Annotated in this window: 22 protein-coding genes; 19 read left to right on the top strand and 3 right to left on the bottom strand. The window is 45.6% G+C overall.

Features of this window, described 5'->3' with window-relative positions; all coding sequences use genetic code 11:
• Positions 1 to 10 precede the first annotated feature (10 nt).
• Together ASG81_RS09590 and ilvD are read left to right on the top strand one after the other, a co-directional pair.
• Complete coding sequence (locus tag ASG81_RS09590) at positions 11 to 940, top strand: nucleoside hydrolase (protein WP_056632513.1); 930 nt, start codon at positions 11 to 13, stop codon at positions 938 to 940.
• A gap of 258 nt (positions 941 to 1,198) precedes the next feature.
• Positions 1,199 to 2,890, top strand: coding sequence for a dihydroxy-acid dehydratase (ilvD, locus tag ASG81_RS09595; protein WP_056632516.1), 1,692 nt, complete (start codon positions 1,199 to 1,201; stop codon positions 2,888 to 2,890).
• Between the two features lie 98 nt (positions 2,891 to 2,988).
• Here ilvD and ASG81_RS09600 read toward each other — a convergent pair whose 3' ends face one another.
• On the bottom strand, positions 2,989 to 3,204 hold the full coding sequence (locus ASG81_RS09600; RefSeq protein WP_056632519.1) for an alpha/beta-type small acid-soluble spore protein: 216 nt from the start codon (positions 3,202 to 3,204) through the stop codon (positions 2,989 to 2,991).
• Positions 3,205 to 3,622: 418 nt separating this feature from the next.
• On the opposite strand from ASG81_RS09600, the gene ASG81_RS09605 reads away from it, so the two are divergent.
• The 3 genes from ASG81_RS09605 to ASG81_RS09615 all read left to right on the top strand — a co-directional run bounded on the left by ASG81_RS09605 (position 3,623) and on the right by ASG81_RS09615 (position 5,394).
• Complete coding sequence (locus ASG81_RS09605; RefSeq protein WP_155971379.1) at positions 3,623 to 3,889, top strand: hypothetical protein; 267 nt, start codon at positions 3,623 to 3,625, stop codon at positions 3,887 to 3,889.
• A gap of 131 nt (positions 3,890 to 4,020) precedes the next feature.
• The gene (locus tag ASG81_RS09610) at positions 4,021 to 4,638 is read left to right on the top strand and encodes a cyclase family protein (RefSeq protein WP_056632525.1); all 618 of its coding nucleotides are present in this window, start codon (positions 4,021 to 4,023) and stop codon (positions 4,636 to 4,638) included.
• Positions 4,639 to 4,704: 66 nt separating this feature from the next.
• Complete coding sequence (locus ASG81_RS09615) at positions 4,705 to 5,394, top strand: metal-dependent hydrolase (RefSeq protein ID WP_056632528.1); 690 nt, start codon at positions 4,705 to 4,707, stop codon at positions 5,392 to 5,394.
• A gap of 157 nt (positions 5,395 to 5,551) precedes the next feature.
• Here the strand turns inward: ASG81_RS09615 and ASG81_RS09620 are convergent, their stop codons facing one another.
• Positions 5,552 to 6,340, bottom strand: a complete 789-nt coding sequence (locus ASG81_RS09620; RefSeq protein ID WP_327205156.1) for a YheC/YheD family protein — start codon at positions 6,338 to 6,340, stop codon at positions 5,552 to 5,554.
• Between the two features lie 202 nt (positions 6,341 to 6,542).
• Between ASG81_RS09620 and ASG81_RS09625 the strand changes: the two genes are divergently transcribed.
• From ASG81_RS09625 to ASG81_RS09660, 8 genes are all read left to right on the top strand, one after another.
• Positions 6,543 to 7,718, top strand: a complete 1,176-nt coding sequence (locus ASG81_RS09625; protein WP_056632531.1) for an S-layer homology domain-containing protein — start codon at positions 6,543 to 6,545, stop codon at positions 7,716 to 7,718.
• A gap of 205 nt (positions 7,719 to 7,923) precedes the next feature.
• On the top strand, positions 7,924 to 9,702 hold the full coding sequence (locus tag ASG81_RS09630) for a sensor histidine kinase (RefSeq protein WP_056632534.1): 1,779 nt from the start codon (positions 7,924 to 7,926) through the stop codon (positions 9,700 to 9,702).
• Positions 9,695 to 10,783 (top strand): response regulator transcription factor, encoded by a 1,089-nt coding sequence (locus ASG81_RS09635; protein WP_056632537.1) that lies wholly within the window; start codon positions 9,695 to 9,697, stop codon positions 10,781 to 10,783. Before ASG81_RS09630 ends, ASG81_RS09635 begins: the two co-directional genes overlap by 8 nt.
• A gap of 107 nt (positions 10,784 to 10,890) precedes the next feature.
• Positions 10,891 to 12,210, top strand: a complete 1,320-nt coding sequence (locus ASG81_RS09640; RefSeq protein WP_056632540.1) for an ABC transporter substrate-binding protein — start codon at positions 10,891 to 10,893, stop codon at positions 12,208 to 12,210.
• Positions 12,211 to 12,242: 32 nt separating this feature from the next.
• Positions 12,243 to 13,130, top strand: coding sequence for a carbohydrate ABC transporter permease (locus ASG81_RS09645; protein ID WP_056632543.1), 888 nt, complete (start codon positions 12,243 to 12,245; stop codon positions 13,128 to 13,130).
• On the top strand, positions 13,130 to 13,984 hold the full coding sequence (locus tag ASG81_RS09650) for a carbohydrate ABC transporter permease (protein WP_056632546.1): 855 nt from the start codon (positions 13,130 to 13,132) through the stop codon (positions 13,982 to 13,984). Before ASG81_RS09645 ends, ASG81_RS09650 begins: the two co-directional genes overlap by 1 nt.
• 25 nt (positions 13,985 to 14,009) lie before the next feature.
• Positions 14,010 to 15,632, top strand: coding sequence for a glycoside hydrolase family 5 protein (locus ASG81_RS09655; RefSeq protein WP_056632549.1), 1,623 nt, complete (start codon positions 14,010 to 14,012; stop codon positions 15,630 to 15,632).
• Positions 15,633 to 16,129: 497 nt separating this feature from the next.
• Positions 16,130 to 16,390: a hypothetical protein gene (locus ASG81_RS09660; RefSeq protein ID WP_056632552.1), complete on the top strand. Its 261-nt coding sequence runs from the start codon at positions 16,130 to 16,132 to the stop codon at positions 16,388 to 16,390.
• Positions 16,391 to 16,579: 189 nt separating this feature from the next.
• On the opposite strand, the gene arfA is transcribed toward ASG81_RS09660, so the two are convergent.
• Complete coding sequence (arfA, locus tag ASG81_RS09665; protein WP_056632555.1) at positions 16,580 to 18,085, bottom strand: arabinosylfuranosidase ArfA; 1,506 nt, start codon at positions 18,083 to 18,085, stop codon at positions 16,580 to 16,582.
• Between the two features lie 162 nt (positions 18,086 to 18,247).
• On the opposite strand from arfA, the gene ASG81_RS09670 reads away from it, so the two are divergent.
• The 6 genes from ASG81_RS09670 (at position 18,248) to ASG81_RS09695 (ending at position 25,887) form a co-directional block, all read left to right on the top strand.
• Entirely contained in the window at positions 18,248 to 19,150 is a 903-nt protein-coding gene (locus ASG81_RS09670; RefSeq protein ID WP_056632558.1) for an ArsR/SmtB family transcription factor, read from the top strand.
• Between the two features lie 51 nt (positions 19,151 to 19,201).
• On the top strand, positions 19,202 to 20,779 hold the full coding sequence (locus ASG81_RS09675; RefSeq protein ID WP_056632561.1) for a response regulator transcription factor: 1,578 nt from the start codon (positions 19,202 to 19,204) through the stop codon (positions 20,777 to 20,779).
• Between the two features lie 3 nt (positions 20,780 to 20,782).
• Positions 20,783 to 22,558, top strand: a complete 1,776-nt coding sequence (locus ASG81_RS09680) for a sensor histidine kinase (RefSeq protein WP_056632564.1) — start codon at positions 20,783 to 20,785, stop codon at positions 22,556 to 22,558.
• Between the two features lie 185 nt (positions 22,559 to 22,743).
• On the top strand, positions 22,744 to 24,045 hold the full coding sequence (locus ASG81_RS09685) for an ABC transporter substrate-binding protein (protein WP_056632567.1): 1,302 nt from the start codon (positions 22,744 to 22,746) through the stop codon (positions 24,043 to 24,045).
• 185 nt (positions 24,046 to 24,230) lie between these two features.
• Positions 24,231 to 25,070 (top strand): carbohydrate ABC transporter permease, encoded by an 840-nt coding sequence (locus ASG81_RS09690; protein WP_235548808.1) that lies wholly within the window; start codon positions 24,231 to 24,233, stop codon positions 25,068 to 25,070.
• Entirely contained in the window at positions 25,063 to 25,887 is an 825-nt protein-coding gene (locus tag ASG81_RS09695; RefSeq protein ID WP_056632572.1) for a carbohydrate ABC transporter permease, read from the top strand. Before ASG81_RS09690 ends, ASG81_RS09695 begins: the two co-directional genes overlap by 8 nt.
• Positions 25,888 to 25,916: the final 29 nt, after the last annotated feature.

Genomic DNA, 25,916 nt, shown 5'->3' on the forward strand with positions numbered 1-25,916 from the left:
AGGAAACGAATTGAAGAAGATTGTTCTGGATGTCGATACGGGAATTGACGATTCGCTGGCGATTGCCTACGCGGTTCATTCTCCCGAGCTTGAGGTACTTGGTGTGACCACCTGCTTCGGGAACGTTACGGTAGAGGAAGCGACCCGCAATACGCTAGTCGTGCTGGAGCACTTAGACAGCAAAGTGCCGGTTATTCCGGGTGCGGCTAAGCCGCTGTTTCGGGATCCGACGAAAGGAAATACGACGTATATTCATGGCGATGACGGAATCGGGAATACGCTTGCCGCAGAACCGCAGCGTCAGGCTTTAACTGAGCATGCCGCTAACTTTATCGTTGAACAAGTGAGAAGACATCCTAAGCAAGTTACTATTATTACGGTTGGAACGCTAACGAATCTGGCTCTTGCCATTATGAAGGCGCCGGAGATTGTCGGTCTTGTCGATAAGGTCGTCATCATGGGTGGAGCCGTAACGGTACATGGGAATATTACCCCTTCAGCCGAAGCTAACATCTATGCCGACCCGGAAGCGGCCGAGTACGTGTTCCGCTCCGGCATTTCGATTACGCTTGTCGGTCTCGACGTGACAATGAAGACGCTGCTTCCGCTTGAGGAGCTGCAAAGCTGGCGGGATAAAAATACCCGGATCGGTCATTTGCTGGCCGACATGACGGAATTTTACATTGGCGCCTACGAAGATTTCTATCCCGGAATAGGCGGGTGCGCGCTGCACGATCCTTTGGCGGTAGGCGTAGCCATCAACCCGGATTTTGTGAAGACCGTTCCGATGCATGTGCAGGTTGATGTAGAAGGAGTGCATTCGCTCGGCAGAACAGTTGGCGATCTTAGAAGCATTCCCGGTTCGGGGCCGAATATGGATGTCTGCATCGAAGTGGATGCAGACCGGTTTTTAAAGCATTTTTTAAGCCGGGTCGTTTAAAAAATGTATGTCAATATGTTAGGTTCGGACAAACTTCTCTCCCGGAAGTTTGTCTTTTTTTTCGCTAGGATCACAACCGTCCATACTACCATAGGCGCTGCAGTTACTTGAGGTAAGGGATTAGTCGAGGTGCATCCTGGGAATTATATAAAGGTAAAGAGTTTGGAAAAAACCGGCAGTTTGAAAATGTATCCTACAATTTATTGCGGCCGGTGCGTGAACTGCACACATGAATATAACTAAAAAGGGAGTGACACCATGTCAAACGAAAAGGATTTACGTATTCGCAGCAAAGTTATTAGTGAAGGTGTAAACCGTGTTCCGAACCGTGCCATGCTAAGAGCGGTCGGATTCCAGGATGAAGATTTCAAAAAGCCTATGATCGGAGTGGCAAGCACATGGAGCGAGGTAACGCCTTGTAACGTTCATATCGATAAATTGGCTCTGCAAGCAAAAGAAGGAGTACGCACTCATGGCGGCGCTCCATTGATTTTCAACACGATTACAGTGTCTGACGGCATTTCGATGGGACATGAAGGGATGCTGTTCTCATTGCCGAGCAGGGAGGTTATTGCTGATTCGATTGAGATTGTTGTGAACGCCGAGCGCTTCGATGGCTTGGTTGCAATTGGCGGCTGTGACAAAAATACACCAGCTTGTATAATGGCGATCGGCAGAATGAATTTACCTGCTGTTTACGTCTACGGCGGAACGATCCAACCAGGAAAGCTAAACGGTAAAAATGTGGATATCGTTACGGCATTCGAGGCGGTAGGACAATATCAGGAAGGAAAATTAACGGATGAAGAGCTTCATGAAGTGGAATGCCAGGTATGTCCGGGTGCGGGCGCATGCGGCGGGATGTATACAGCGAATACTATGGCGTCAGCGGTCGAAGCTTTAGGAATGAGCTTACCCGGATCTTCATCCACGCCTGCCATTTCTTCCTATAAAGCAGTTGAATGCGCAGAGGCGGGAAGAACCGTTATCGAGCTTCTTGAGAAAGATATACGGCCGCGCGACATAATGACAAAAAAAGCGTTCGAAAATGCAATCACGCTCGTAATGGCTCTTGGGGGATCAACGAATGCTCTGCTTCATCTCATGGCAATGGCGCACTCGGTTGAGGTTGATTTAACATTAGAAGATTTTGAACGGATTCGTAAACAAGTACCTCATCTTGCTGATTTAAAGCCAAGCGGCAAATATGTTATGCAGGATCTGAATGATAATGGCGGCGTACCGGGCGTTATGAAATTGCTGCTTGAAAAAGGGCTGCTCCATGGCGATTGTCTTACGATTACAGGAAAAACAATAGCTGAAAACTTGGCTGAAGCACAGCCTCTGAAAGAAAACCAACAGGTCATACGTCCGTTCGAGAGTCCGTTGAAACCAACGGGCCCCCTAGTTGTGCTGAGAGGAAATCTTGCTCCTGAGGGCGCAGTGGCAAAAATGTCAGGATTAAAAAATCTGAAATTCACGGGTCCCGCACGCGTCTATAATAGCGAGGAAGAAGCGACAATAGCCATTACGAATGACGAAATCGTCAAAGGGGATGTGCTGGTCATCAGGTACGCGGGACCAAAAGGCGGGCCCGGTATGCCGGAAATGCTTTCGGTAACCGCATTAATTATAGGAAAAGGCTTAGGCGGCGAGGTTGCTCTGCTAACTGACGGACGTTTCTCGGGCGGCTCGCATGGCTTTGTTGTAGGGCATGTATCGCCGGAAGCTCAGGTAGGCGGGCCCATTGCATTTTTGCAGGAGGGGGATCTCATAACCATTGACAGCGAGGCTCAGGAAATACAATTTAATGTCACGCCAGAGGAGCTGGAAGCAAGAGCAAACCATTGGATCAAGCCTCCGCTTAAATATAAATCGGGAGTGCTTGCCAAGTATGCAAAGCTCGTATCCTCGGCATCAAAAGGTGCAGTAACGGATCTTGAGATATAATCTCAAGATCCGTTACTGCTTGATGGAGAAATGAGTGGAAAGACGCATGAAAAAACCCTCCATGACCCTTAAGATAGTGGAGGGGTTCTCCGTTCTTTTTAGAAATTACGTTGACCTAATTGTTGTTCTGCGATTTGAACCAGCTTCTTTGTGATATATCCCCCAATAGAACCTGCATCACGCGTCGATAAATTACCATTGTATCCATCTTGTGAAAACGCAACACCCAGCTGCTGTGCTGCTTCCGTTTTCAATTGCGCAATTGCTGCTTTTGCTTGAGGTACTACTAGCGTGTTTGAATTTCTTCTGCTCATGTAAGTTCACTCCTTCGTTGGATGTAAGGTTATTATGTGGTGCGATTTGTAAATGTATACATGCGAAATGAATGAATTTTCAAATTATTTTGTCGTCAGCAGATGCAGCATGATTTCGCAGGTTCATGTCATTCAAAAGTGTTGATCTCATTTGATCTCCTTAACAATTGTTGGGGTATGCCCTAACTAATTATAGGGAGATCTCCTGTTACAAAGGAGATATAATGGAAACTTCAGAGCGATACGTTGTCATCGGATGGAAGCTGTCAAGTACTATGGAAACATGGTACTAGGTGGACGAAATGGATTCCTGTATATTTACATTATCCGCAATCAACAATAGATCATGTTTCCGACGGCAGCTTGAAGGTTATGGATTGCAGTCGGATAGGGGATGGCAGGAGGGTGAATTAGTAAAGTGATGAAGACAATGACCATGAAACGAGAGCTGCAACGGAAAGCATCCATTCTAAAGCAGCACGAAGTTTATGCTTATCAAGCTGCTTATTACTTGCTTGAAAACGAAGCTTTAGCTGCCAAAGCGGTAACGCAAGCACTGATGGCATTAATTCAAGACGAACCATTTTTTCTCCAGCCAAAGCCGCTTCAGCAAGAAAAGATAAAGCATACGGTGATGAAGCAAGCGCTCTTGACCAAGGCTGCCGCCTTACGACCTACGATTTAATCCGAATGCTCCGCATTCCAAACTCCTCAGAAACCTCTTCAATAATCGAACCCATAATAAATTTGACTATACATATTCGTTGATATAAGTTATTTTCTTAAATATGTAACTTTGGAGGGAGATCATGCAGCATGATCATTGATCTTACACATCTCATTCATAGTGGAATGCCGGTATATCCGGGAGATGCGGGGACCGTATTGGAACAATCCAAGCAGATGAGCCAAGATGGCTACAACAATCATCAGCTGTCCATTAATATGCATGCGGGCACACATATAGATGGACCCATGCATTTATTGGATATTCAGCAATATATAAGTGAATTTTCCGTGGAGAAATTTGTCGGAGACGGCGTTTTGCTTGACGTATATGGAATAAGCGTGATTGATTATAAGGAAGAATACGAGCAGTTAATTAAAGCGGAGCAAATCGTCATTTTGTATACTGGCCATGCCGAGCTGTATGGTCAGCCAGCGTATTTTACAGATTATCCGGTTTTGACTGCGGAATTTGTTGATCTGCTCATCAGAAAAAGGGTGAAAATGATAGGCCTCGATACTCCGTCACCGGATAAAGATCCTTTTGACATCCATAAACGCTTGTTCGTCAACCAAATTTTCATAATAGAGAACTTAAAGAACGTTAAACGGCTGCTGGACATCGACGCGTTTGAAATTATAGCGCTGCCGCTTCATATTAGGTCGGATTCCTCTGTTGCTCGCGTGATCGCGCGGGTAAAGTTATAGTGTAGACGGAATTGGGCGATGATGAGGCGACGTATAAAAAATTATAGCGGAAGGACTTATAAAGTTATGGAGATTATTTATCACGGCCACTCTTGCATTCAAATGACAACAGGGAATAAATCGCTTATTATTGATCCCTTTCTCAGAGGTAATGAATTAGCTGTAACAAAGGCGGAGGACATTAGAACGGACGCCGTTCTCTTGACGCACGCACACACCGATCATATTTTAGACGCCGATCTGATAGCCAAAAACAATGATGCGCCAGTCGTAGCTATTGCCGAGCTTGCCGCCTATATGTCTTGGAAGGGCGTTAAAACGATCGATATGAATATCGGCGGAACGGTAGATCTGGGATTTGCGAAGGCGAAAATGGTGCAGGCGTTCCATTCTTCCGGAATCGTTCTGGAAGAGGAACAACGAATTGTATACGCGGGCATGCCGGCCGGGTTCATCATTAACATGGAAGGCATGAATATCCTTCATGCGGGAGACACGGCCTTGTTCAGCGATATGAAAATGATCGGTGAGCGTCATGCCATTGACATTGCGTTTCTTCCAATCGGAGACCGCTATACGATGGGGATGGAGGATGCGCTGCAAGCGGCGGAATGGTACAATGCGAAGCGGGTTGTGCCTATTCATTATAATACTTTCCCCTTTATCCGGCAGGAAGCGGAAAGGTTTGTACAGGAGCTGCATCATAAAGGGATTGACGGCTTCGTATTAAAACCAGGCGATAAAATGTCTGTATAAAGGCAGCCATCCGCCTTAAAACATACATAAGAATCCTAAAGAGCCCCATTGCCTGCATCGAATAATCTCCGATTATTCTTTGCAGGCAATGGGGCTCTTTGCTTGCCTTAGCTTAAATATATACGGTAATCACTTAAAAAAGCATTTCACGGACAGCTTATTTCGTTCTTCCATATTGCCGGGCATAGTAAACGATGCGTTGATATAATCTTTTATCCTTCATATTTTTTAACGGATAAAATTGGGGTCTCGTATTTACCTCCAAAATCCACGGTTTACCCTTCGGATCCAGAGCTACGTCCAAACCTAGCTCTCTGAACCCTTTCCTATTATGATCGAAATTATTCCCGACAGAGACACCGAGCTGCTTCAATTTTACCTCCATCCGTTTAATTAACGGATCATTGTAACCTGCTCCCGTCATTGTTTGATGAAAATAGCCGAGTTTCCCACCTTGATGATAATTTGTTGCAACCTTTCCCGGCTTTCCTATTTTTGTGAAAATAGCCGTGCATACCCATGTTCCTTGGTTCGACTTCTGGATCATGACACGAATATCGAAAGGGTTTCCGTTCGTTCTGGCCAAATGGATACCCTCCTGCAGCAAAAAAGATCGTTTATTAGAAAAACGAGTTAGCTTATTGTATAAACTATCAATGGTTGGGAAAGAGGATTTAGCGGTGTTGTATTGGGTTTGGTAACCTGCTTTCTCTTTATTGATACGGATAATGTTAGCCCCGCCCGTACCGTCCGTAGGCTTAAAATAAATAGTAGAATAAGCGGTGAGCATCGAGATCAAATTCTTTTTATTAAAAAGCATAGTCCGGGGGATATGTTTGCGTAAATGAGGTTGCTTTAGTAGCCAGCTCGTTTTAATCCACTTACTGCTTATTGTGCTGCTCTTGTATTTCATCACAAATACCAACACCTCTTTTTTCCTCAGCATATGTATTCTATTAGAAGCTTGTCACTGCATTTGCCTATCAATCTAGTTAATCGTTGATATTGGGTTAACGATTAATAGACCATCTAACAAAGTGTATTCATTAAGTTAACGTATGAATTTTTTTTCGACTCTTGCGAAATAATACGTCAAAGAATGCATTGGTAACCTTAGGGAATGCATGGACAAGAAAGTGGAGGTCTTTATGAAATCTAGCAGACTGACTTGCATCTTATTAATTGGGTTAATTATGTTTTTGTTTGGTTGTGAAGCTGCGAATGATTCCATGCCTGTAAAAGAAAAAAACATCACTTCATTAAACATAAAAAATCAGAGCGCAGAAAACATTCCGGATGCGCTTTTAGCAGACGTGCAAAACCATTGGGCAAAGATGGAATTAACATTGTTTATGAGTGCGGATATTATCAAAGGGGTCGTTTTAACGAATGGGCAGATATCCGTAAAGCCTAACAAGCCAATGACTAGAGCAGAGTTCATATCCGTGTTAGTTCGTGCATTGTCACTGGAAAATAACAATGTATCCCCCGTCGCATTTAGTGATGTAAAACCTAAAGATTGGTTTTACTCATCTGTGTCGGCGGCTAAGAATAGTGGGATTATTTCTGGATTAAAGGACAATAAGTTTGCTCCGAACGCGTATATCACGAGAGGCGAAGCAGCAGTTATGATCGAACGGGCTTTTAAAACAACTGTCAACTTTTCTGGCACGGCTAAATATTTTCCAGATATAACTCATTATTGGGGGAAATCATCAATTTATAAAGTGAGCAGTGCAGGTATTATTGGAGGTTTTCCTGACGGTGTTTTCAAGCCCTACAATAATATAACTAGAGCAGAAGCGGTTACAATGATTTACCGTGCCGTGCAAAAAGAGCAATCTCATTTAGTTTATGGAGAAAAAATAATTCATCATGTCGGTCAAGATGCAGCAGATGTTCTATTTTATTTAAATAATCGCGATTACACGATGTTGACTCAGCATATGGAAGACCATTATTCTGAGTGGTATCAAAAACAAGTGCTTCATCAATTAAATGAGTATAAAAATCTTTATAAAAAGTATCCCATTGCCCTTGCAATTCAACCTGCTACATCATCACCAATGAAAATCATTAGCCGCTCGGACCGTTTTTTTGCCGTGGAGATAAATGATAATTACAACGTACATATAGGTGGCGAGGTTTATATGAAGGCGCGAGAGCGAGATATTAATGTAAATACAAGCGGAATTGTTTATTTAAAGAAGATGTCCGATGATAAATGGATCACTTATCTCTACATTCCTAAAAACGGATCATACGATTTATTGGAAAGCATTGTTCGGGGAGTAGAGCAGAAATTGTTGTCTACGGATTTATAGTCCTCACTATTTTGGAGCAGCTTTAGTAACAAATCGAAATAACACAGCAGGCTGCCTACGTTTATTACGAGGCAGCTTTTCTTCTATGTACAGAGCATCATAAAAAAGAATTTACGCTGAGCAGGAAAAAGGCCTTATCCTAACGAATAGCATTCGACAACTATTGTCGACGAGTTTGATTATCGCGAGAAAGAAGGGCAAGCGCATGAAACGTACGAGTATTCGCTATAGGCTGATGATTCTGATGATTTGTCTGACCACGCTGCCTGTTTTGACGGTCACCTGGATTGCGACAAACAATACACGAAATTCGGTAGAGAAAGAAATAATTGAAGCTAACCGTTCCCGTATGCTTTGGGCGGATCAGTATTTGGATGAATTAATTAGGCAAATCGACGTTCTCTTCTATTCCTTGCAAGTCAATCAGCAATTGATAGACGGTCTTAGCACGAGAGACAGTCAGGATCTGGGCGGACAATTTCGGACACAACGGTATATTCAGGAGACATTGACCACAGCCTTTTATGCCAATTCCAAAAAAATAGACGAGCTTGCGCTGTACACCCATCAAAACCAAAAGGTTTATTCGGTCAACTATGCAAACAGCGGCCTCATCTATTCTCTTGATATTCAAAAAGGCAACTGGACCCGTTTGCTGCAAAAGCCCATTAACATGTATTTCAAAGAGTCCGGCAGCGGTATTTTCGCGTTTCACAGCGTTAACCGCTTCGCGGATCGCCGTCTGCTAGGCGGATTGTCTGTCCGTATTAATAAGGATGTTTGGAGGGAAGTAAGCGATATTTTAAAATCGGAGGACGAGAGCTCGGTGTTCTTAGTCAACGATGAAGGGGAACGGTTAACGGGTTCAACGCCGGAACAAAGCTTCGATGAAGTCATCGATCAAATGAGTAAGGATCAACCCGTGCACGCCGATCTGGACATTCAGAAAACGGATAACTATTTTCTCTTTATGAAACGTGTGGACGACGGCGAGCTCACCTTAATCAAAGCTCTGCCCATCACTACCATAACCGAAAGCGCTAACAATACGGTCAGGGCGGGAATTGTAACCGGATTATTGTTTGCAGCCGCCTCTATCCTGCTGTCTATTACAGTGTCGCTTCGTATAACCAGACCGATCGTCAGCCTTGCCAGAACGATGAGGATGACCAAGGTTCATCAATTTGAGCTGACATCTGTGCAAAGCAAAGATGAAATCGGGCTGCTGGAGCGCGGTTACAATTCCATGATGAAGCGAATGAAGGAATTGATAGAAAACGAATACCAGAAAGAAATCGAAGTGAAAAATGCGCAGCTAATGGCATTGCAGGCGCAAATTAATCCTCATTTTTTAAACAATACGCTTAACTTGATCGGAGGAATGGCCCTTGTCAAAGGAGCTCCCGAAATCTATAAAATTACGAAAGGAATAGGAGATTTGCTCCGATATTCGATAAGCTCCGGCCACGATTCGGCGACGCTTGCGGATGAGCTGAAGCATATCCGCAACTACCTGTTTATTCAGGAACAGCGTTTCATGGGGCGGTGCACCGTTATCGTCGAAAGCGACGGTTCCGGGGAGGTGCTTAGCCTTCCAAGGTTCACACTGCAGCCGCTTGTGGAGAACGCTTTCGAGCATGGCCTGCAGCCGAAAGAAGGGGACTGGCAGGTTGAGATACGAGTGAAGACGGTCCAGGCCCATATCATTATTTTGATCAAAGACAATGGGATAGGGGTTGATCGTAAACGCCTTTGCATGCTTAGAGCTGAGCTGAAGGAAGGGATAGCGCTTAAGCGTGATCGCCAGGATAAAGTCAAGGAGCAGCCGAGAATTCGGAAGGGAATTGGTCTGCAAAATGTCGATTCGAGATTAAAGCTGCATTTTGGCGGGAAAGCATCCCTGCGGTTATTCAGTAAACCTGAAGCAGGAACCTTGATCGTACTTAAATTGCCTTTGCATAACAAGGAGGACAGCCATGAATAAAGTACTGATTATTGATGACGAACCGTGGGCTAGAGAGGTGATAAAGGCGCTAGGAGAATGGGACTTACTGCGGCTGACAATAGTCGGGGAGGCGGAGGACGGCAAGGAAGGGCTGCGATTAATTCAGGAGCTTGAACCGCAAATCGTCATGACGGACATGAGAATGCCCGGCGTCGACGGGGTGGAGCTGCTGCAGCAATTAAACAGTCAGTTTCCGTCACTGAAAGTTGTGGTCATGAGCGGATATGACGATTTTAATTATTTAAAGCAAGCCATCCATTCACGGGCAGTGGATTATTTGCTGAAGCCTGTTGATCCGGCCGAGCTGAATGCTGCGCTTAAGAAATGTATCCATGAACTGGAGGTTCAAAAACAAACGGTAAACACATCTTGGAAATCGCCACTTGTATTCCCGAGCACGGCTCTAATGGATCGTTATTTGGTGCTGCGGCAGTGCGTATTCGCCTCACTATTTGAACTAAGCAAGCCGGCCGTCTTACAGACGATGAACAAACTGGAGGAGTTTTTGGGAAGCTCCTTCCCGGAAGGAATGGAACAGGCGCTTCTTGCAAAAATGGGCGACGATTTTGTGCAAATTCTCGAACAATTCATGTCTGAAAATGAGGTTGGATTCGCGTCGCAGGCCCGGGAGACGGAGGCTGCTGCGCAAAGGACCAAAGTGCCCGATACGCTTGAAACGATCCGGCGTAAGTACGGGGAAGCGATCGATAAAATCGAAGCCATTCGAAAATCAAAAACCCGTCTGGTCATCGCTGAGGTGCAGAGCTATATCGATCAGCATTACATTGATCCGATAACGCTCGAAACGGTCGCCCATCAGTTTTTTGTGAGCAAGGAACATTTAAGCCGCGTATTCAAAACGACCACTCGCGAGAATCTTACCGAATATATTATCCGCAAGCGCATGGAAAAGGCGAGAGAGCTTCTGCTGCAGCCGCATATTTCGATAAAGCAGGCGGCGCTCATGGTCGGATACCCGGAGCAGGCATATTTCCACCGTGTATTCAAGAAACATTTCGGCATAACGCCAGGCGATATCCGCAGCGGAAAAGTAAAGTAATGCCGTATCAATATTGTGCAATAAAAGCTGCTAATCGGCGCTAATGCTTCCTCCTGTTACCTCATCTATACTGAAGAAGCACCAAATCAAAAAGGGGGACGTACACGATGAAGAAAGCGCTTTATCTAGGTCTTATAGGTTTATTGTTGATGTTGCCGCTTGCTGCTTGCAGCTCTAATTCCACAGGTAACGGGGAGCAGGCGGCAGCGACCAATGCTGCGGGAACCGCAGAAAAAACGGAGGAGCCCGCTGCGGAAGCCAAAAAAGTCGAATTGAAAATTCAGATTGGCTCACCGAGGTTTAAGGATCAATTTGAAAAATATTTTGAGCAGTTCAAAGCGAAGGAGCTCGCGGAGAAAAATATCGAGGTTACGATTGACCTTGAGATGCCGAATCCGGATCAAGCAAAGCAAGTGCTGCAGGCCAGACTCGCATCGGACGATGCGCCGGACATCTTCGATGTTCATGCCAACGATCTGCCTACTTACTATAAAGCAGGTTATTTAGAGGATCTTACGGCGGAGCCGGCGATCGCCACTTTATATGACAGTGTGAAGAGCACGGTGACGCTTGACGGTCAAGTCGTTGCGCTTCCGCTTGAGAGCTTGTCATGGGGATATTTGTACAACAAAAAAATATTCAGCGATTTAGGTATCACGCCTCCGCAAACGCTGGATGAAATGAAAGCGGTTGTAGAAAAGCTGAACGCGAATAACACCAAGCCGTTCCTGCTTGCTTTCCAAGAATCATGGGTGCCGCAGCTGATGACAGCCCTATCCCTTGGCGGGATCATTTCCTCGGAGCATACGGACTGGATCGAGAAAATGAATAAAGGCGAAGCCTCGTACGCGGATGTACAAGATATTTTTAACATTATCGATCTTATTATGGCGAACGGTACAGATAAACCTTTTGAAGTTGGAAACGAAGCGGGCTCTACTGATTTTGCTAACGGAAAAGCGGCTATGTGGGTTCAAGGACCGTGGAATGCCGAAACCATTTTAAAAGTTAACCCTGAAATGGAATTCGGCGTAGCTCCGCTTCCGGTCAGCAACAATGCGGCCGGAACAATGATCAACCTGTCGACTTCGACGACTCTTGCTTTATCGAATACCAGCAAAAATAAAGAAGTGGCGCTTGATCTTCTGAACTATTTCTATGATGCCAAGGATTCATCAGCATTGTTTCAGGAGCTGAAATTTAATCCGGTATCTACTGTTCATAAGTACGAGGTGTTCCCATGGGTGAATGAAGCATCGGAATACGTTGCGAAAGGCAAAGCCTACCAAGATTTGAAGCTCCCGAACGGGGTAACGGACGAACAGTCAAAATTGCTGCAAAGCTACTACGCCAAAGAGGTTACAAAGGAACAGTTTATCGCGAGTATGGATAAGGCTTGGGCGACTGCGATCAAAACAGCGCAATAAGGAAGGCAAAAGGCTAACTAGGAGAGACGAATATGAACATAACGCGGAAAAACAAGCAAACAGTCATTCTTCTTGCCTTCGTGCTTCCGGCCTTATTGTTTTACGCTGTATTTACCATCGCCCCTACATTCGGGGGCGTGTGGTACAGCTTAACGAATTGGAATGGCCTGAATCCCACCTATCAAATGGTGGGATTCTCCAATTATACCGAAGCGCTTGGGAATGATCCTTATTTCATCAAATCGATAGGGTTCACGCTGCAATATGTAATCTATATGGTCGTTTTGCAAAATGCTATCGCACTGCTTTTGGCTGTATTTGTGGAGTCGAGACGGAAGAGCAAGGTGCTGTTCCGCACCGTATTTTTTACGCCCAATATGCTCAGCTTGATTATCGGCGGGTTCATGTGGGTATTCATATTCACAAAAGTGCTGCCTGCTATCGCGGAAAAATCAGGTTTTCTCTTCTTGGACCAATCCTGGATTGGCGATCCATCCTGGTCGTTCTACTCCATCATTATTCTCTCGTTGTGGGGCGGCGTTGGGTATCAAATGGTTATTTATATAGCGGCACTGCAAGGAGTGCCGGAGCAATTAAGAGAAGCGGCCGCCATTGACGGCGCAAGCAGCGTGCAGACCTTCCGGCATGTAACGCTTCCGATGATCTATCCTGCGGTTACGATCGGTATTTTCTTAACGCTAAGCTCTTCGTTTAAAGTGTTTGACGCCGTATATGCGTTAACCGGCGGCGGACCGGGCAGATCCACGCAGGTGATTGCGCTCAATATTGTGGAGGAAGCGTTCCGCTTCAATCAGCGTTTTGGATATGCCAGCGCCAAAGCCATCATCCTGTTCGTTATTGTCCTGCTCATAACGATGATCCAATTATGGATCATGAAAAGAAGAGAGGTGGAGGCTTAATGGCGAAGCGGCAAACGGAACTTTCATCGGTTAGTCGCGGCGCCGGTAACGCTTTTATTGTTCTCTTTTTAATAATCGCCGCGATCATCACGCTATTTCCTATTTATATGGCAGTGCTGAATTCCTTGAAGTCGGACGGGGAAATGCTGAATCGGGTTTTGTCGCTTCCTGCCCGTCCAGCGTTCAGCAATTATGCCGACGCCTACCGGAAGATCGATTTTTTAAGAAGCTTCCGGAACACGATCGTTGTGACGATCACGGGTGTTGCGGGAATCATTTTATTCGCATCAATGGCCGGGTACAAAATGTCGCGAACACCGGGAAAGCTAAGCCATTTCTTGTTCGCATTATTCGTTTTGTCATCCTTGATCCCGTTTCATTCGATCCTAATTACGCTTGTCAAAATCTCGAAGGAGCTTCAGGTTCAAGGGACTACACTTGGTCTCGGGCTGATCTATATCGGGCTTGGAGTCGCGCTGGCCATCTTTCTATACCACGGTTTCGTTAAGTCGATTCCAAGAGATTTGGATGAAGCGGCGCTTATGGACGGATGCGGTGATTTCCGGTTGTTTTTTGTCATCATCTTTCCGCTGCTTCTGCCCATTACGGCAACGGTCGCTATATTGAATGCTTTGTGGATGTGGAACGATTTTCTGCTTCCGCTGCTTATGCTTACGGATTCGGATTATTACACGCTGCTCATTTCTACAAATATGCTTTTCGGTGAGTATAACAACGACTGGTCGGCGATTCTGGCTTCTTTGGTGCTGACGATGCTTCCGATTATGGTCGTTTATTTGCTCCTGCAAAAATATATTTTGAGCGGTATAGCGGAAGGCGCGATTAAAGGTTGACCCTAGAAGGGACGAGGAGTTGGAGATGGAGCATAATCGTGAAGTGCGGGGGTTTCTAAAAGCTTCCGGGAAGAAAGTGATAAACGGCGAGGGTAAAGAAATACTGCTTCGCGGCGTCGGTTTCGGGAGCTGGCTGCTGCCTGAAGGCTATATGTGGCGGTTTCCCGATCAAGGCGACCGTCCTAGAAGGATCGAACGATTGATTGTTGATTTGATCGGGGAGGCAAAGGCGGCTGATTTCTGGGAGCTTTATTATGACCGGCATACGGCAGAAGCGGATATTCAAAAAATAGCATTGGAGGGCTTCAATTCCGTACGCGTTCCTATTAATGCGAGATTTCTAATAGAAGAGGGAGAACCCTTGCAGGTTAAAGAAGGGCGTATGCAGCTCATAGACCGGGTAATCGAGTGGTGCCGGAAATATTCGCTTTATGTCATTCTGGATTTGCATGGCGCTCCCGGCGGGCAGACCGGCACCAATATTGACGATTCGGAAAACGACAAGCCGGAACTGTTCATGGATGAGCGCAATAAACGGTTGACGGTTTCGTTATGGAGGCTGCTTGCCGATCGCTATAAGGACGAGTGGATCGTGGCTGGGTATGATTTGCTAAACGAGCCGCTTCCTGAATGGTTCTCGGCGTATAACGGCGAGGTCATGCCGCTTTATAAAGAAATCGTGGACGCGATCCGTGAAGTGGATGACCATCATATGATCATTTTGGAAGGCGCGCACTGGGCAACCGACTGGTCGATCTTCGATGAGAAGATCGACGACAATCTCATGCTTCAATTTCATAAATACTGGAACAATCCCGATACCGAGAGCATTCAGTTATTTTTGGACAAAAGGGAGGAGTGGAATGTTCCGATCTTTATGGGCGAGGGAGGGGAGAACAACTGCGATTGGTTTGCGGGAGTATTCAGGCTGTACGAAGACCATGATATTTCCTGGAACTTTTGGACATGGAAGAAGATGGGTTGCACCAACTCTCCATGTTCTGTCATCATGCCTGAGGGCTGGCAGCTGCTTATTGACTATTTAGAGGGCGGAGCTAAGCCGGATGCGAATTCGGCTGAACGTATTTTGCGGGAATATTTAGATAATCTGTTGATTGAACGCTGCTTGTACCGGCCTGAGGTCGTCAACGCTCTATTCCGCAGGCCTCCCGTCCGAATTCCGGCCATTTTTTATGGCTATAAGGGGGCAGGCACCAGCTTCAGCATAGGCGAGAAATCCGTAAAAAACATCGGTTTTCGGGTAAATGACGGTACGGATATCCGTTTTGTGGAGAGTGAAAGGGAGAAGCCGAATTTTCAACATATGAAGGGAGAGGAATGGGAGCCGGATGAGCTGATGTATGTTCAATTAGCCTCAAATGACTGGGCTGCTTATGAATTTACGGTATCCTCCTTCCAATCTTTATTTGATTTTACGTTGGATATCCATCTTCGAGCTGAGGACTATGGCAGCCTTCATATTTATTTGAACGGCGCCTTGCTTGGGACGTCTGAAACGGAGGGAAACGGCTGGCAAACCTTTCGGTTGCCCCGGAAATTTCAAGTCAAAGAAGGCTCTCACCGATTGGTGCTGACGGCTGCTGGTTTTCCTGCAGCGATCCAGTGGCTGCGCATTGCTCCAGTCTAGCTTATCCAAATCGTTGTATCCGAAGGCACCACCGCCAGACGATCGCGGAGTTTATTGTATACGAATAAAACCGAATAGCTCTATGAAAGCCACACTTTGGACGTCATGTCAGACATCCAGAGTGTGGCTCTATTAGTTGAATGGAATCGATTACAAGAGTGAACCTATGCAAAAAAACAACCCATTAATTGGAGAAAATGCAATCAGATGATAGCAGCTAGAGTAAAAAACTCGAAAGTTGTCGTTTTTCGTTAGCGCTATTCTGCATATTTATTCGACAAAACGCAAACGTCAATGCAGCCTTAGCTAACAAGAAATCCGTTTAAATCCTGCATGAATACACGGATATTCAAAAATCCTATTCTCTCGCATGCAAGTAAAGGAGCAGGGTTTTTGTTACGTAAAAAAAATTTTTTTCGACTTCGCACTTCGACAGAGTTTTATTTTTGTTGGAGCTATACTTAACAGGTACATTACATAGACAGCGGAGGGTGCTCATGAATAATTCAAATCTTAGAAAAAGAGTCATTTGGTTCATTAACAGCGAAATCGAACGCGTACTAATGAATCTAAAAAATGGGGCAGTAAACAAAGAGCATGCCTTAGGAAGCTTTAACACTCTTTATCAGATCGCCTCGTCGTTGAAAGATGCAGACTCGATGGTCAACTTAAGCGAGATTATTGAGAAGGTTAGAGATTCGCATCACCGATCAGGATTATTTTATTTTACGGAAAAGCGCACGGAGTTTTTCTATTAAATAATTTTCATTTTCATATGCAATTTCAAAGAAAAGACTTAGAGTGGTCTTTTTTTTGTTTATGTGCGTATCTATTAGCCATGCCAAGCGCATATGTTGAACCGCCTGAGGCAAAAACCGCCGGAGCAATTGCTTCGGCGGTTTTTGCCTTGAAATCAAGTGGTTTTAAACTCTTATCATTGATGCTTACTATCCTTTTTTGGTTTGCAGACGGATCACATTCCATGAAGCTTTGCCGAGCATCGCTTTCACAGATCCGTTATCGGCTTTAGCGCTTCCGTTGTTTCGTGGAACGACGTTGCTTGGATTCGTTTTGGTATTGCATGCTTTCACATCCTCATTTTCCAGGACGATATGCTCTATAATGCTCACTTCTCCGAAGCTGCGAACGTCGACGTCAAGCTCGAGCCCTTCCGATAAATGCCGGTTAACTGCGAAGATAGTCACCTCGCCCTGCTCCTCATTGTATACGCTGATTGCCTCCAAGTATGGAACATCAGTGAAATCCTTCGAGTCGTATTTAGGCGATGTCGTTATCGGATGAAGTACCGTGCCTCTGCCGAAGAGAGACGCATGCATATAGGGGTAATACGTCGTTTGCAGCCACAGCGGTCCGCCGTTTTCTGTCATAATCGGCGCTATGACATTGATCAATTGTGCGATGCATGCCATTTTTACACGGTCCGCATGCTTCAGAAGCGTTATTAAGAAACAGCCAACCGCAAGAGCATCCTCCAGCGTATATACGTCCTCGAATTCCGGTGGAGCCACCTGCCAGCGTTCATCGGCACGGCTTGATCCGATTGAATTCCAAACATTCCACTCATCCAAAGAGAGCATGAGCTTCTTCTTGCTCCGTTTCTTCGCCTTCACGTAGTCGCAAATAGCGGTTACGCTGTAGATGAATTGATCCATATCGAGCGACTTCGCCAAGAAATTCGCGGAATCATTTGCATTATTGTTGTAATAAGAGTGCAGCGACAAAAAGTCCACTTGCTCGTAGGTAAGATCAAGCACAGTAGCCTCCCAGTCCGCAAAGGTATCCATGCCGCTCGTTGAGCTTCCGCATGCCACAAGCTCAATGGAAGGATCTACCCAGCGCATTACTTTGGCGGTTTCGTTCGCGAGCCTGCCGTATTCCACAGCCGTTTTTGCCCCGATTTGCCAAGGCCCGTCCATTTCATTTCCAAGGCACCATGTTTTGAATTTATGCGGATCCTTGTAGCCATGAGAAATACGCAGATCGCTATAGTAAGAACCGGACGGATGGTTGCAATATTCAACGAGATTTCTAGCCGCATCAACGCCGCGCGTACCCAGATTGACGGCCATCATGACCTCCGAGCCGGCTAGCTTCGCCCAATCCGCGAATTCATTTGTCCCTACCTCATTCGTTTCCGTGGTCCACCATGCGAGATCGAGCAGACGTCTCCGCTGCGCTTTGGGACCAACGCCATCCTCCCAATTATAGCCGGATACAAAATTTCCGCCCGGATAACGAATGATCGGAACGTTCAAGGAACGGATTGCCTCCAGCGCATCGCGGCGGAAGCCGTTCTCATCTGCCGTGGGATGACCCGGCTCGTAAATGCCCCCGTATACAGCGCGGCCCAAGTGCTCGATAAAGGAGCCGTAGAGTCTAGGATCTACCGCCGAGACGGTAAAATTTTTATCGATAAGCATCGTTGATTTCATAGACACAGAATAAAACCCTCCTAATTGAATTAATTAAAAAATTAATTCATAATTGTTGAAATCCTATATCATATTTATCATAATAGAAAAATACATGCAATACAATAGAAACGAAAATCACAGAATTAACTAAATTACTAATTGTAGAAGCGGGTGTGCAAAATGTATTTATCGACCGATGCGGAATCGCTGCGGGTATATGAGGCGCTGGCGAGTGAGGTGCGCTTGCAAATTATTGATTTATTATATACAAAGGAGATGCATATTAAAGAGCTGGCATCTACACTATATTTAAGCAGCGCCATTGTCAGTAAGCATGTGAACAAGCTGCAAAAAGCAGGGCTCGTCAGCTATAAAATGAAAAGAATCAACGGCGGAACCTATAAATATTGTTCGATGTCTACAGAGTTTCTCCAAATCAAATTATCCCGTACGGCAGCTGCCGCAAGAAAGTTCGTCGAGGTTTCTGTGCCTGTCGGGCACTATACCGATTTCGAAGCAGCTCCAACTTGCGGAATAGCAACAACAGAGAAGATGATCGGCCATTATGACAATCCGACTTATTTTTTGGATCCCGAACGTGTTCATGCAGGCATTTTGTGGTTTGCTAAAGGGTTTGTGGAATACAAAATACCGAACTATTTATTTAAGGACCAAAAGGTGCAGGAAATTGAAATATCCTTGGAGATCGGTTCCGAAGCTCCGCATATCGAAGAAAATTGGCCTTCGGATATTCAGTTTACGATCAATGACCAGCTGCTTGGCGTATGGACAAGCCCCGGCGATTTCGGCCGGATGAGAGGCCGTTTGTCGCCGGACTGGTGGCATAGTGACGTCAATCAATACGGCTTGATGAAGGTGCTGCGAATAAATGAAAATGGGACCTTCATTGATGGCCAGCAAATTTCCGGGATCACGATAAAGGATGTGTCCTGGGACAACACGCAGTGGACGTTTCGTATCAGCGCGGAGGACATCGCACGCGGCCGGGGAGGGCTTACCCTGTACGGAAAAGGTTTTGGCAATTATGATCAAGACATCGTAATTCGCAGCTATTATGAGTAAGTGGTTCCTGTCAGGAACAAGAAAAGAGATTTATATAGCGGAGGTTAGGGAATGGCCATTTCTTGTCGCGTTCTTATTGTAGATGACGAATTATTAGTCAGACAGGGTATTAAGCATTTGCTGAACTGGGAGCATGAGGGATTTCAGATCGTGGGAGAGGCTTCAAACGGCAAAGAGGCGCTGGAGCAGATCGAGCGTATGGAGCCGCATATTGTGATTACCGATATCGTGATGCCCGTGATGGGCGGAGAGGAGCTGACCCGTACAGTTAAGGCGCGCTTCCCGGAGATCGAAGTGATCATTTTAAGCAGCTTCGGGGAATTTGATTACGTGAGGTCAACCTTCCAAAGCGGAGTAGTGGATTATATATTAAAGCCTAAGCTTGAAGCTGTGCAGCTGCTCGAAATTTTGAAGCGAACCGCCCGGAAAATTCCATCCTTGAAGCTTGTCGAATCAAACGACGATGGCAGCATCTCCATTAAGCTTGTCATCGATAAGCTGATATCCGGCTATGAGGTCGATGCTGAAAGCTCAGTAATCGCAGAAGCTTTTCCCCATAGCAGCTTCTGCCTGCTTGGAGCCGATTTGAAGCAGCTGCCGGGAAAAAGCAAGGATCACCATACATCATCGCAATGGCTCGATAATATAACTGCAGCGCTCGATGCCGGATTGGAGCAAGCGGTATATTTTCCTGTTCCGGCTGAACCTGGCTTGGCTGCCGTGCTTATTAATCTGGATAAAAGTGAAATGGATCGTTTGACCGGAATTGCCCGGAAGCTTGCTGCAAGTTCGAGGGAGCAGCTGCCTGAGATCGGCTGGACGATCGGCGAGGCATTTACCGATTTGAGGCAATTGGGAACGAATTACAAGGATAGCTTCCTCAAAATAAACGCATACCGCTACTTTCTGCCTGCATCCACTCCATTAATTGTTCATGGCGAGCTGCCTGCAGTCTCGGATGAGGAATTGAAATTTAATATGAATCTGTTTACAGAGCTAATGAACAGGCGGCAGTTCGAAGAAGCGTTTAACGAGCTTCGGCAATATGTACATCGCTCCTCCAGCCAGTATAAAACCGATGTATACGCGTTTAAGTCTTTTTTGGGAAACATTGTTTTTAATATTACGATTATGTTAGCCCGTCATGACATGGAAATGAGGAAGCTGGAGGAAGCTAAATATGCTTACTTCAAATCCATTAGCGAATCCAAGCATGTCAGCGGGGCCATGTCGCTTCTCGAGACGTTTATAAGTGAAGCAAATGCTGTGATCGAGTCGAAAAGGACAGCTGGCAGCAATCCGAATATGGCGCTGCTGCTTGATTATATTCGCCAGCATTATGCCGAGCCGCTCAGCCTGACGGAAATAGCGAAGCATTTTCACTTTAATCCGTCGTATTTATCGAGCTATTTCACCTCGCATAATACGGAGGGGTTTAGTGAATATTTGAACAAGATCAGGGTGGAGAAGGCAGCGGAGCTACTGCAGCAAGAGACGGCGTCCATCTCCGAAATTAGCGGAATGGTCGGCTATTCGGATCACAGTTATTTTACGAAGGTATTCAAGAAATTAACCGGCTTGTCGCCGAGCCATTACCGAAAACAATACATGGGCATGAAGAGGGATTAGGTTATGAGAGGCTTATTGGACAAATTTAAATATCACGGCCTTTTTATCAAAATGTTTATTGTCACGCTGGTAAGCATTATTTCAGTATCGCTGCTCACCTCGTTTGTCACGATTCGAATGTCGGAGCGGTTGTTTATGAATACGTTCAGCATTACGAACTCCAAGATCATCAGCCAAATTCAAGCGAATTTCGAGTCGTTCAACTATTCCATCGTTACGGCTTCGAATAATGTGCTGCAGAACGGCGCGATAAAAGGCTTTCTGACGAAACCGGATATTGACTCGCTCTCCTCGGTACAAAGCTACTACAAGGCCAGCCAGCAGATGAAGCGGATTCAGTCCAATGTAGCTGCCTATCCGGTCACGATAACCATAATGGGCATCAACAAGAAAAGCCATTCTACCGACAGCTTTTACTGGCCGAATTCATTGGAGAAGCTTAGAAACAGTAAATTGACCGCCAATACGCTTGTCGAGCCAAAACGGCTAATCTATCAACTGGATAAAGAAAATATAACCGGTTCTCCTAATGAGGATCCGGTTATTGTTGCTTCCAGAGCGCTGATGGAGCGAACGAGCGGAAATCGGTATGGCGTTCTTTATTTTGCGATAAGAGAAAGCGACTTTAAGCGGTTTTATGCAAGCTTCACGAGCAGCGGCAACGACGTCGTCATATTGGATCGGTCGGGAGTTGTTGTATCAAGCAACCGTCATGAGCTAATCGGCAAAGCAGAGCATGACCTGCTCGGCTACGCCAAAGAAATCGAACAGCAAAAATTAAGTTTCAAAGAGGTAAGCGTGATGGGGAAAAGCAGCCTGGTGCTCTCTGAATACCTGCCTGTTTATGACTTTTACCTCGTCAATCTCATTGATAAACAGGAAGTGCTGAGCGAGATGGTCGATTTCAGAACCGTTGCGCTTATTTGCATGGCAATCGTTGTTGCCGCACTTATCATCGTTTTTCTCATCTCCAGACGTTTGACGAAATCATTGACCTTATTAGCGAGACAAATGTCCCGCGTTACGAAAAACAATTTCCATAACTATACAACCGTTTCGGGCAGCTATGAGATCAAGGAGCTTGGAAAGGCATATAACTATATGCTTGATGAACTGAACGAATATGTGAAGAAGCTGATTCAGACGCAGAAGGACCAGCGCAACGCAGAGCTGTCGGCTTTGCAAATGCAGATCAATCCGCATTTTTTGTATAACACGCTTGCCTCCGTCAAAATATTGGTGCAGCAGGGCAATAAGGAGAAGGCAGGGGCTACCATTAATGCTCTTATCTCGCTTCTGCAAAATACGGTAAGCAACATTAGCGAGACCATCAGCGTGGCGCAGGAGCTCGTTAATTTGAAAAACTACGTCTTTATTAATCATGTCCGGTACGGAGAGCAGATTACGGTTAACTATTTCATTTCCGGCGACTGTTACGGTTATCACATTCCTAAGCTGATCATTCAGCCTTTTATTGAAAATGCCTTCTTCCATGCTTTCCAGGAACGCAATGAAGGCCATATTTATGTACTCATTTCACGTGAGGAAAATGCGCTGGTATGCGAGGTAGTCGACAACGGCGTCGGAATGGAGGGCTACGGTCTTGAAAATAATGCCCATAGCCCAATCGGTGCAAGCCACTTCTTCTCCGGGATCGGCATTCGTAACGTACATGACCGTATAGCGCTGCTCTATGGGGAGGAGTTCGGTGTTACGATTGTAAGCGATATTGGCGAGGGAACGAGAGTGAAAATTAGGCTTCCGCTGCTTCGGACCTAAAAAAAGTACCAATAAACAAATTAATTTCTAATTACATAATAGCAATGGGGAAGGTAACAATAGAATGACAAATCAACACAAATATATTGCTAACGAGTCGTTTTAACGGATTGTTATAATGAATCTCGTAAGACGGCAATCGCTTTCACCAAAGAGTTAACAGTTACTTAAAGGGGTTGAATGTTGTGAAAAAATTACTCGCTATTGTGTTGGCAAGCTTCGTGCTTCTTACTGCTTGCGCCAGCAAAGAAAACAATGTACCGAATGAAGGCGGCGCGGCCGCTGAAGGAACAAAGGAAATTACCGTATGGGCATGGGACAAGGTATTTAATATCGGTGCCATGGAACGTGCGAGCGAGGCCTACAAGGCCAAAAATCCGGATTCCGAATTAAAGGTCAACATTGTGGAAAATGCGCAGGCTGATATTATTCAAAAATTGAACGCAGGCTTGAACGCAGGCACGACAAAAAGCTTGCCGACAATCGTCTTGATCGAAGATTACCGCGCTCAAAGCTTCTTGCAGGCTTACCCGGATGCTTTCTTCGAATTAACGGATTTCATTAATCCGGCTGATTTCGCTGATTACAAAATCGGGCCGACAAGCTTGGACGGCAAGCAGTACGGCGTACCATTCGATTCCGGCGTTGCCGGTTTGTACGTAAGAAAAGATTACCTGGAAGATGCAGGCTATAAGGTTGACGATCTGCAGGACATCGACTGGAAGAAGTTTATCGAAATCGGCAAAGCTGTGAAAGCTAAAACTGGCAAAGCGCTGCTTACGCAGGATCCGAACGATCTTGGCCTGGTTCGGATGATGATCCAATCGGCTGGCTCTTGGTACTTGAAAGATGACGGCACAACGCCTAACCTTACGGGTAACGAAGCGCTTAAGGAAGCGTTCGAAACTTATAAAGAGCTTATGGGCGCCGATATTGTAAAGGTAACATCGGATTGGAGCCAATTCGTGGCCGCATTCAATAGCGGAGAAGTCGCAACAATTCCTACCGGCAACTGGATCACGGCTTCCGTTAAAGCGGAAGCGTCGCAGTCCGGCAAATGGGCTGTCGTACCTTTCCCTAAGCTGGCGAACAACCCGAACTCGGTGCATGCATCTAACCTTGGCGGCAGCTCGTGGTATGTTATGAACGTTGACGGCAAAGAAGCAGCGGCAGATTTCCTCAAGCAAACCTTCGGTTCAGACGTTGAGCTTTATCAGAAGCTTGTGACGGAAATCGGCGCGATCGGTACGTTAAAAGCAGCTGCTGCAGGAGACGCTTATAAGAAAGCTGACGAATTTTTCGGCGGACAAAAGGTGATTGAAGATTTCGCCAAATGGACGGAGCAAATCCCGAAAGTAAACTACGGCATGCATACGTACGCGGTTGAAGATATTCTCGTTGTTGAGATGCAGAACTATTTAGGCGGCAAAGAAATTGATGCGGTGTTAAGCGACGCTCAAGCGCAAGCTGAAACACAAGTTAAATAAATCAGATTATACGGCAACTAAATAAAACCTGAGGCTTTTCCTTCTCCTGAATGGTAAGTTATATCCAACTGCAGGAGCTGGAGGAGTCTCCAAGGTTTTATTTCCGTAAAGAAAGGGGTTGGGCTACCGTGAAAGCAGCGAGGCCTGGCGTAAATATTCGCACGAGAGCTAACTTGACCGGCTGGATGTTCGTCATTCTGGCGGTTGTCATGATTGCGGCGTTCTATTTCTATCCGATGATTCAAGCGCTCCTATTATCGTTTAAATCCGGTAAGGGAATGAATTTGAAGTTTACCGGCTTCGATAACTACGTTCGGCTGTTCAGCGATAAAACGTTTCTGACCGCGGTTAAAAACACATTCGTTTACTTAATTATTCAAGTGCCTATCATGATTGTTTTGGCTATGTTTATATCCGTATTATTAAACGACAGCAATTTGAAATTTAAAGGATTTTTCCGTACTGCGATTTTCTTGCCGGCCGTTACCTCGCTGGTCGCTTATTCCGTTATTTTCAAATATTTGTTTGCTACAGAAGGTCTTGTGAATAAACTGTTGATCAATCTTCATCTGTTATCAAGTCCGATTGCGTGGATCACCGATCCGTTCTGGGCGAAAGTGACGGTTATTATTGCAATCACATGGCGCTGGACGGGCTATAACATGATTTTCTATTTGTCCGCGCTTCAAAATATCGATCACTCGATTTACGAGGCCGCGAAAATCGACGGCGCCTCGTCTACAAGACAATTTTTCGGCATTACGGTGCCGCTGCTTAAGCCAATTATTTTGTTTACGTCGATTACATCAACCATTGGTACGCTGCAGCTGTTTGATGAAGTCGTTAACATTACGAAGGGCGGACCGGGAAATGCGTCGATGTCCATTTCTCAATATATTTACAATCTGTCCTTCAAATATTCGGCCGATTTCGGCTATGCGGCAACGGTGTCGTATTCGATCGTGGTCATGATCATCATATTGGCGTTCGTACAGTTTAAAGCGGCAGGTGAAAAAAATGGATAAATTAAAACGGGTCTTTGTTTATATTTTTCTTAGCGTCGCTGCGTTCGTTTCCATCTTTCCTTTTCTATGGATGATTGTCAGCTCTACGAATAAGTCGGCTGACGTTACCAAAGGCAGATTGCTTCCAGGCAGCCAGCTTATCGAAAATATAAATAACTTGTTCAGCACGGTAGATATTGTGCCGGCTCTGATGAACTCGGCAAAAATTTCGATTACAACGACTGTTCTGGCCATGGTCATTGCCTCCTTAGCCGGCTACGGCTTTGAAATATACAGGAGCAAGGCGAAGGATGTCGTGTTTACCATTTTGCTGCTCTCGATGATGATCCCTTTCGCGGCGATCATGGTACCGCTCTTTCAAATGTTCGGAAGTCTGTCGCAAGTGATCCCGTTTATCGGCCTCGACACGCTGTCCGGTGTCGTACTGCCGACTTTCACGACGGCGTTTCTCATCTTCTTCTTCCGCCAAAATACGAAAATGTTTCCGCGGGAGCTGCTTGAGGCAGGCCGCATTGACGGTTTGAACGAAATAAGCCTTTTCTTCCGCATATTCATGCCTACGATGAAGACGACTTACGCCGCAGCCGGCATTATTACGTTCATGTCGAGCTGGAACAACTATTTATGGCCGCTCATCGTACTGCAATCGCCGGAGAAAAGTACGATTCCGATGCTGATTTCCAATTTAGGCTCCAGCTATTCGCCAGACTACGGAATTATTATGACGGCAATCGTTATTTCGACTCTTCCGACTGCGCTTGTGTTTTTCCTTATGCAGAAGCATTTTGTGGCAGGTATGACAGGCTCGGTGAAATAATCAAATGAAAAGTCAGGTGGCTGCGCTTC

Source organism: Paenibacillus sp. Soil522, assembly GCF_001428245.1.
Taxonomy (GTDB): Bacteria; Bacillota; Bacilli; order Paenibacillales; family Paenibacillaceae; genus Pristimantibacillus.

Coding starts and splice junctions, on each gene's coding strand:
- ilvD (WP_056632516.1), top strand. CDS start 1,199: ATGTCAAACGAAAAGGATTTACGTATTCGCAGCAAAGTTATTAGTGAA.
- ASG81_RS09600 (WP_056632519.1), bottom strand. CDS start 3,204: ATGAGCAGAAGAAATTCAAACACGCTAGTAGTACCTCAAGCAAAAGCA.
- ASG81_RS09610 (WP_056632525.1), top strand. CDS start 4,021: ATGATCATTGATCTTACACATCTCATTCATAGTGGAATGCCGGTATAT.
- ASG81_RS09615 (WP_056632528.1), top strand. CDS start 4,705: ATGGAGATTATTTATCACGGCCACTCTTGCATTCAAATGACAACAGGG.
- ASG81_RS09620 (WP_327205156.1), bottom strand. CDS start 6,340: ATGCTGAGGAAAAAAGAGGTGTTGGTATTTGTGATGAAATACAAGAGC.
- ASG81_RS09625 (WP_056632531.1), top strand. CDS start 6,543: ATGAAATCTAGCAGACTGACTTGCATCTTATTAATTGGGTTAATTATG.
- ASG81_RS09630 (WP_056632534.1), top strand. CDS start 7,924: ATGAAACGTACGAGTATTCGCTATAGGCTGATGATTCTGATGATTTGT.
- ASG81_RS09635 (WP_056632537.1), top strand. CDS start 9,695: ATGAATAAAGTACTGATTATTGATGACGAACCGTGGGCTAGAGAGGTG.
- ASG81_RS09640 (WP_056632540.1), top strand. CDS start 10,891: ATGAAGAAAGCGCTTTATCTAGGTCTTATAGGTTTATTGTTGATGTTG.
- ASG81_RS09645 (WP_056632543.1), top strand. CDS start 12,243: ATGAACATAACGCGGAAAAACAAGCAAACAGTCATTCTTCTTGCCTTC.
- ASG81_RS09650 (WP_056632546.1), top strand. CDS start 13,130: ATGGCGAAGCGGCAAACGGAACTTTCATCGGTTAGTCGCGGCGCCGGT.
- ASG81_RS09655 (WP_056632549.1), top strand. CDS start 14,010: ATGGAGCATAATCGTGAAGTGCGGGGGTTTCTAAAAGCTTCCGGGAAG.
- ASG81_RS09660 (WP_056632552.1), top strand. CDS start 16,130: ATGAATAATTCAAATCTTAGAAAAAGAGTCATTTGGTTCATTAACAGC.
- arfA (WP_056632555.1), bottom strand. CDS start 18,085: ATGAAATCAACGATGCTTATCGATAAAAATTTTACCGTCTCGGCGGTA.
- ASG81_RS09670 (WP_056632558.1), top strand. CDS start 18,248: ATGTATTTATCGACCGATGCGGAATCGCTGCGGGTATATGAGGCGCTG.
- ASG81_RS09675 (WP_056632561.1), top strand. CDS start 19,202: ATGGCCATTTCTTGTCGCGTTCTTATTGTAGATGACGAATTATTAGTC.
- ASG81_RS09680 (WP_056632564.1), top strand. CDS start 20,783: ATGAGAGGCTTATTGGACAAATTTAAATATCACGGCCTTTTTATCAAA.
- ASG81_RS09690 (WP_235548808.1), top strand. CDS start 24,231: ATGTTCGTCATTCTGGCGGTTGTCATGATTGCGGCGTTCTATTTCTAT.
- ASG81_RS09695 (WP_056632572.1), top strand. CDS start 25,063: ATGGATAAATTAAAACGGGTCTTTGTTTATATTTTTCTTAGCGTCGCT.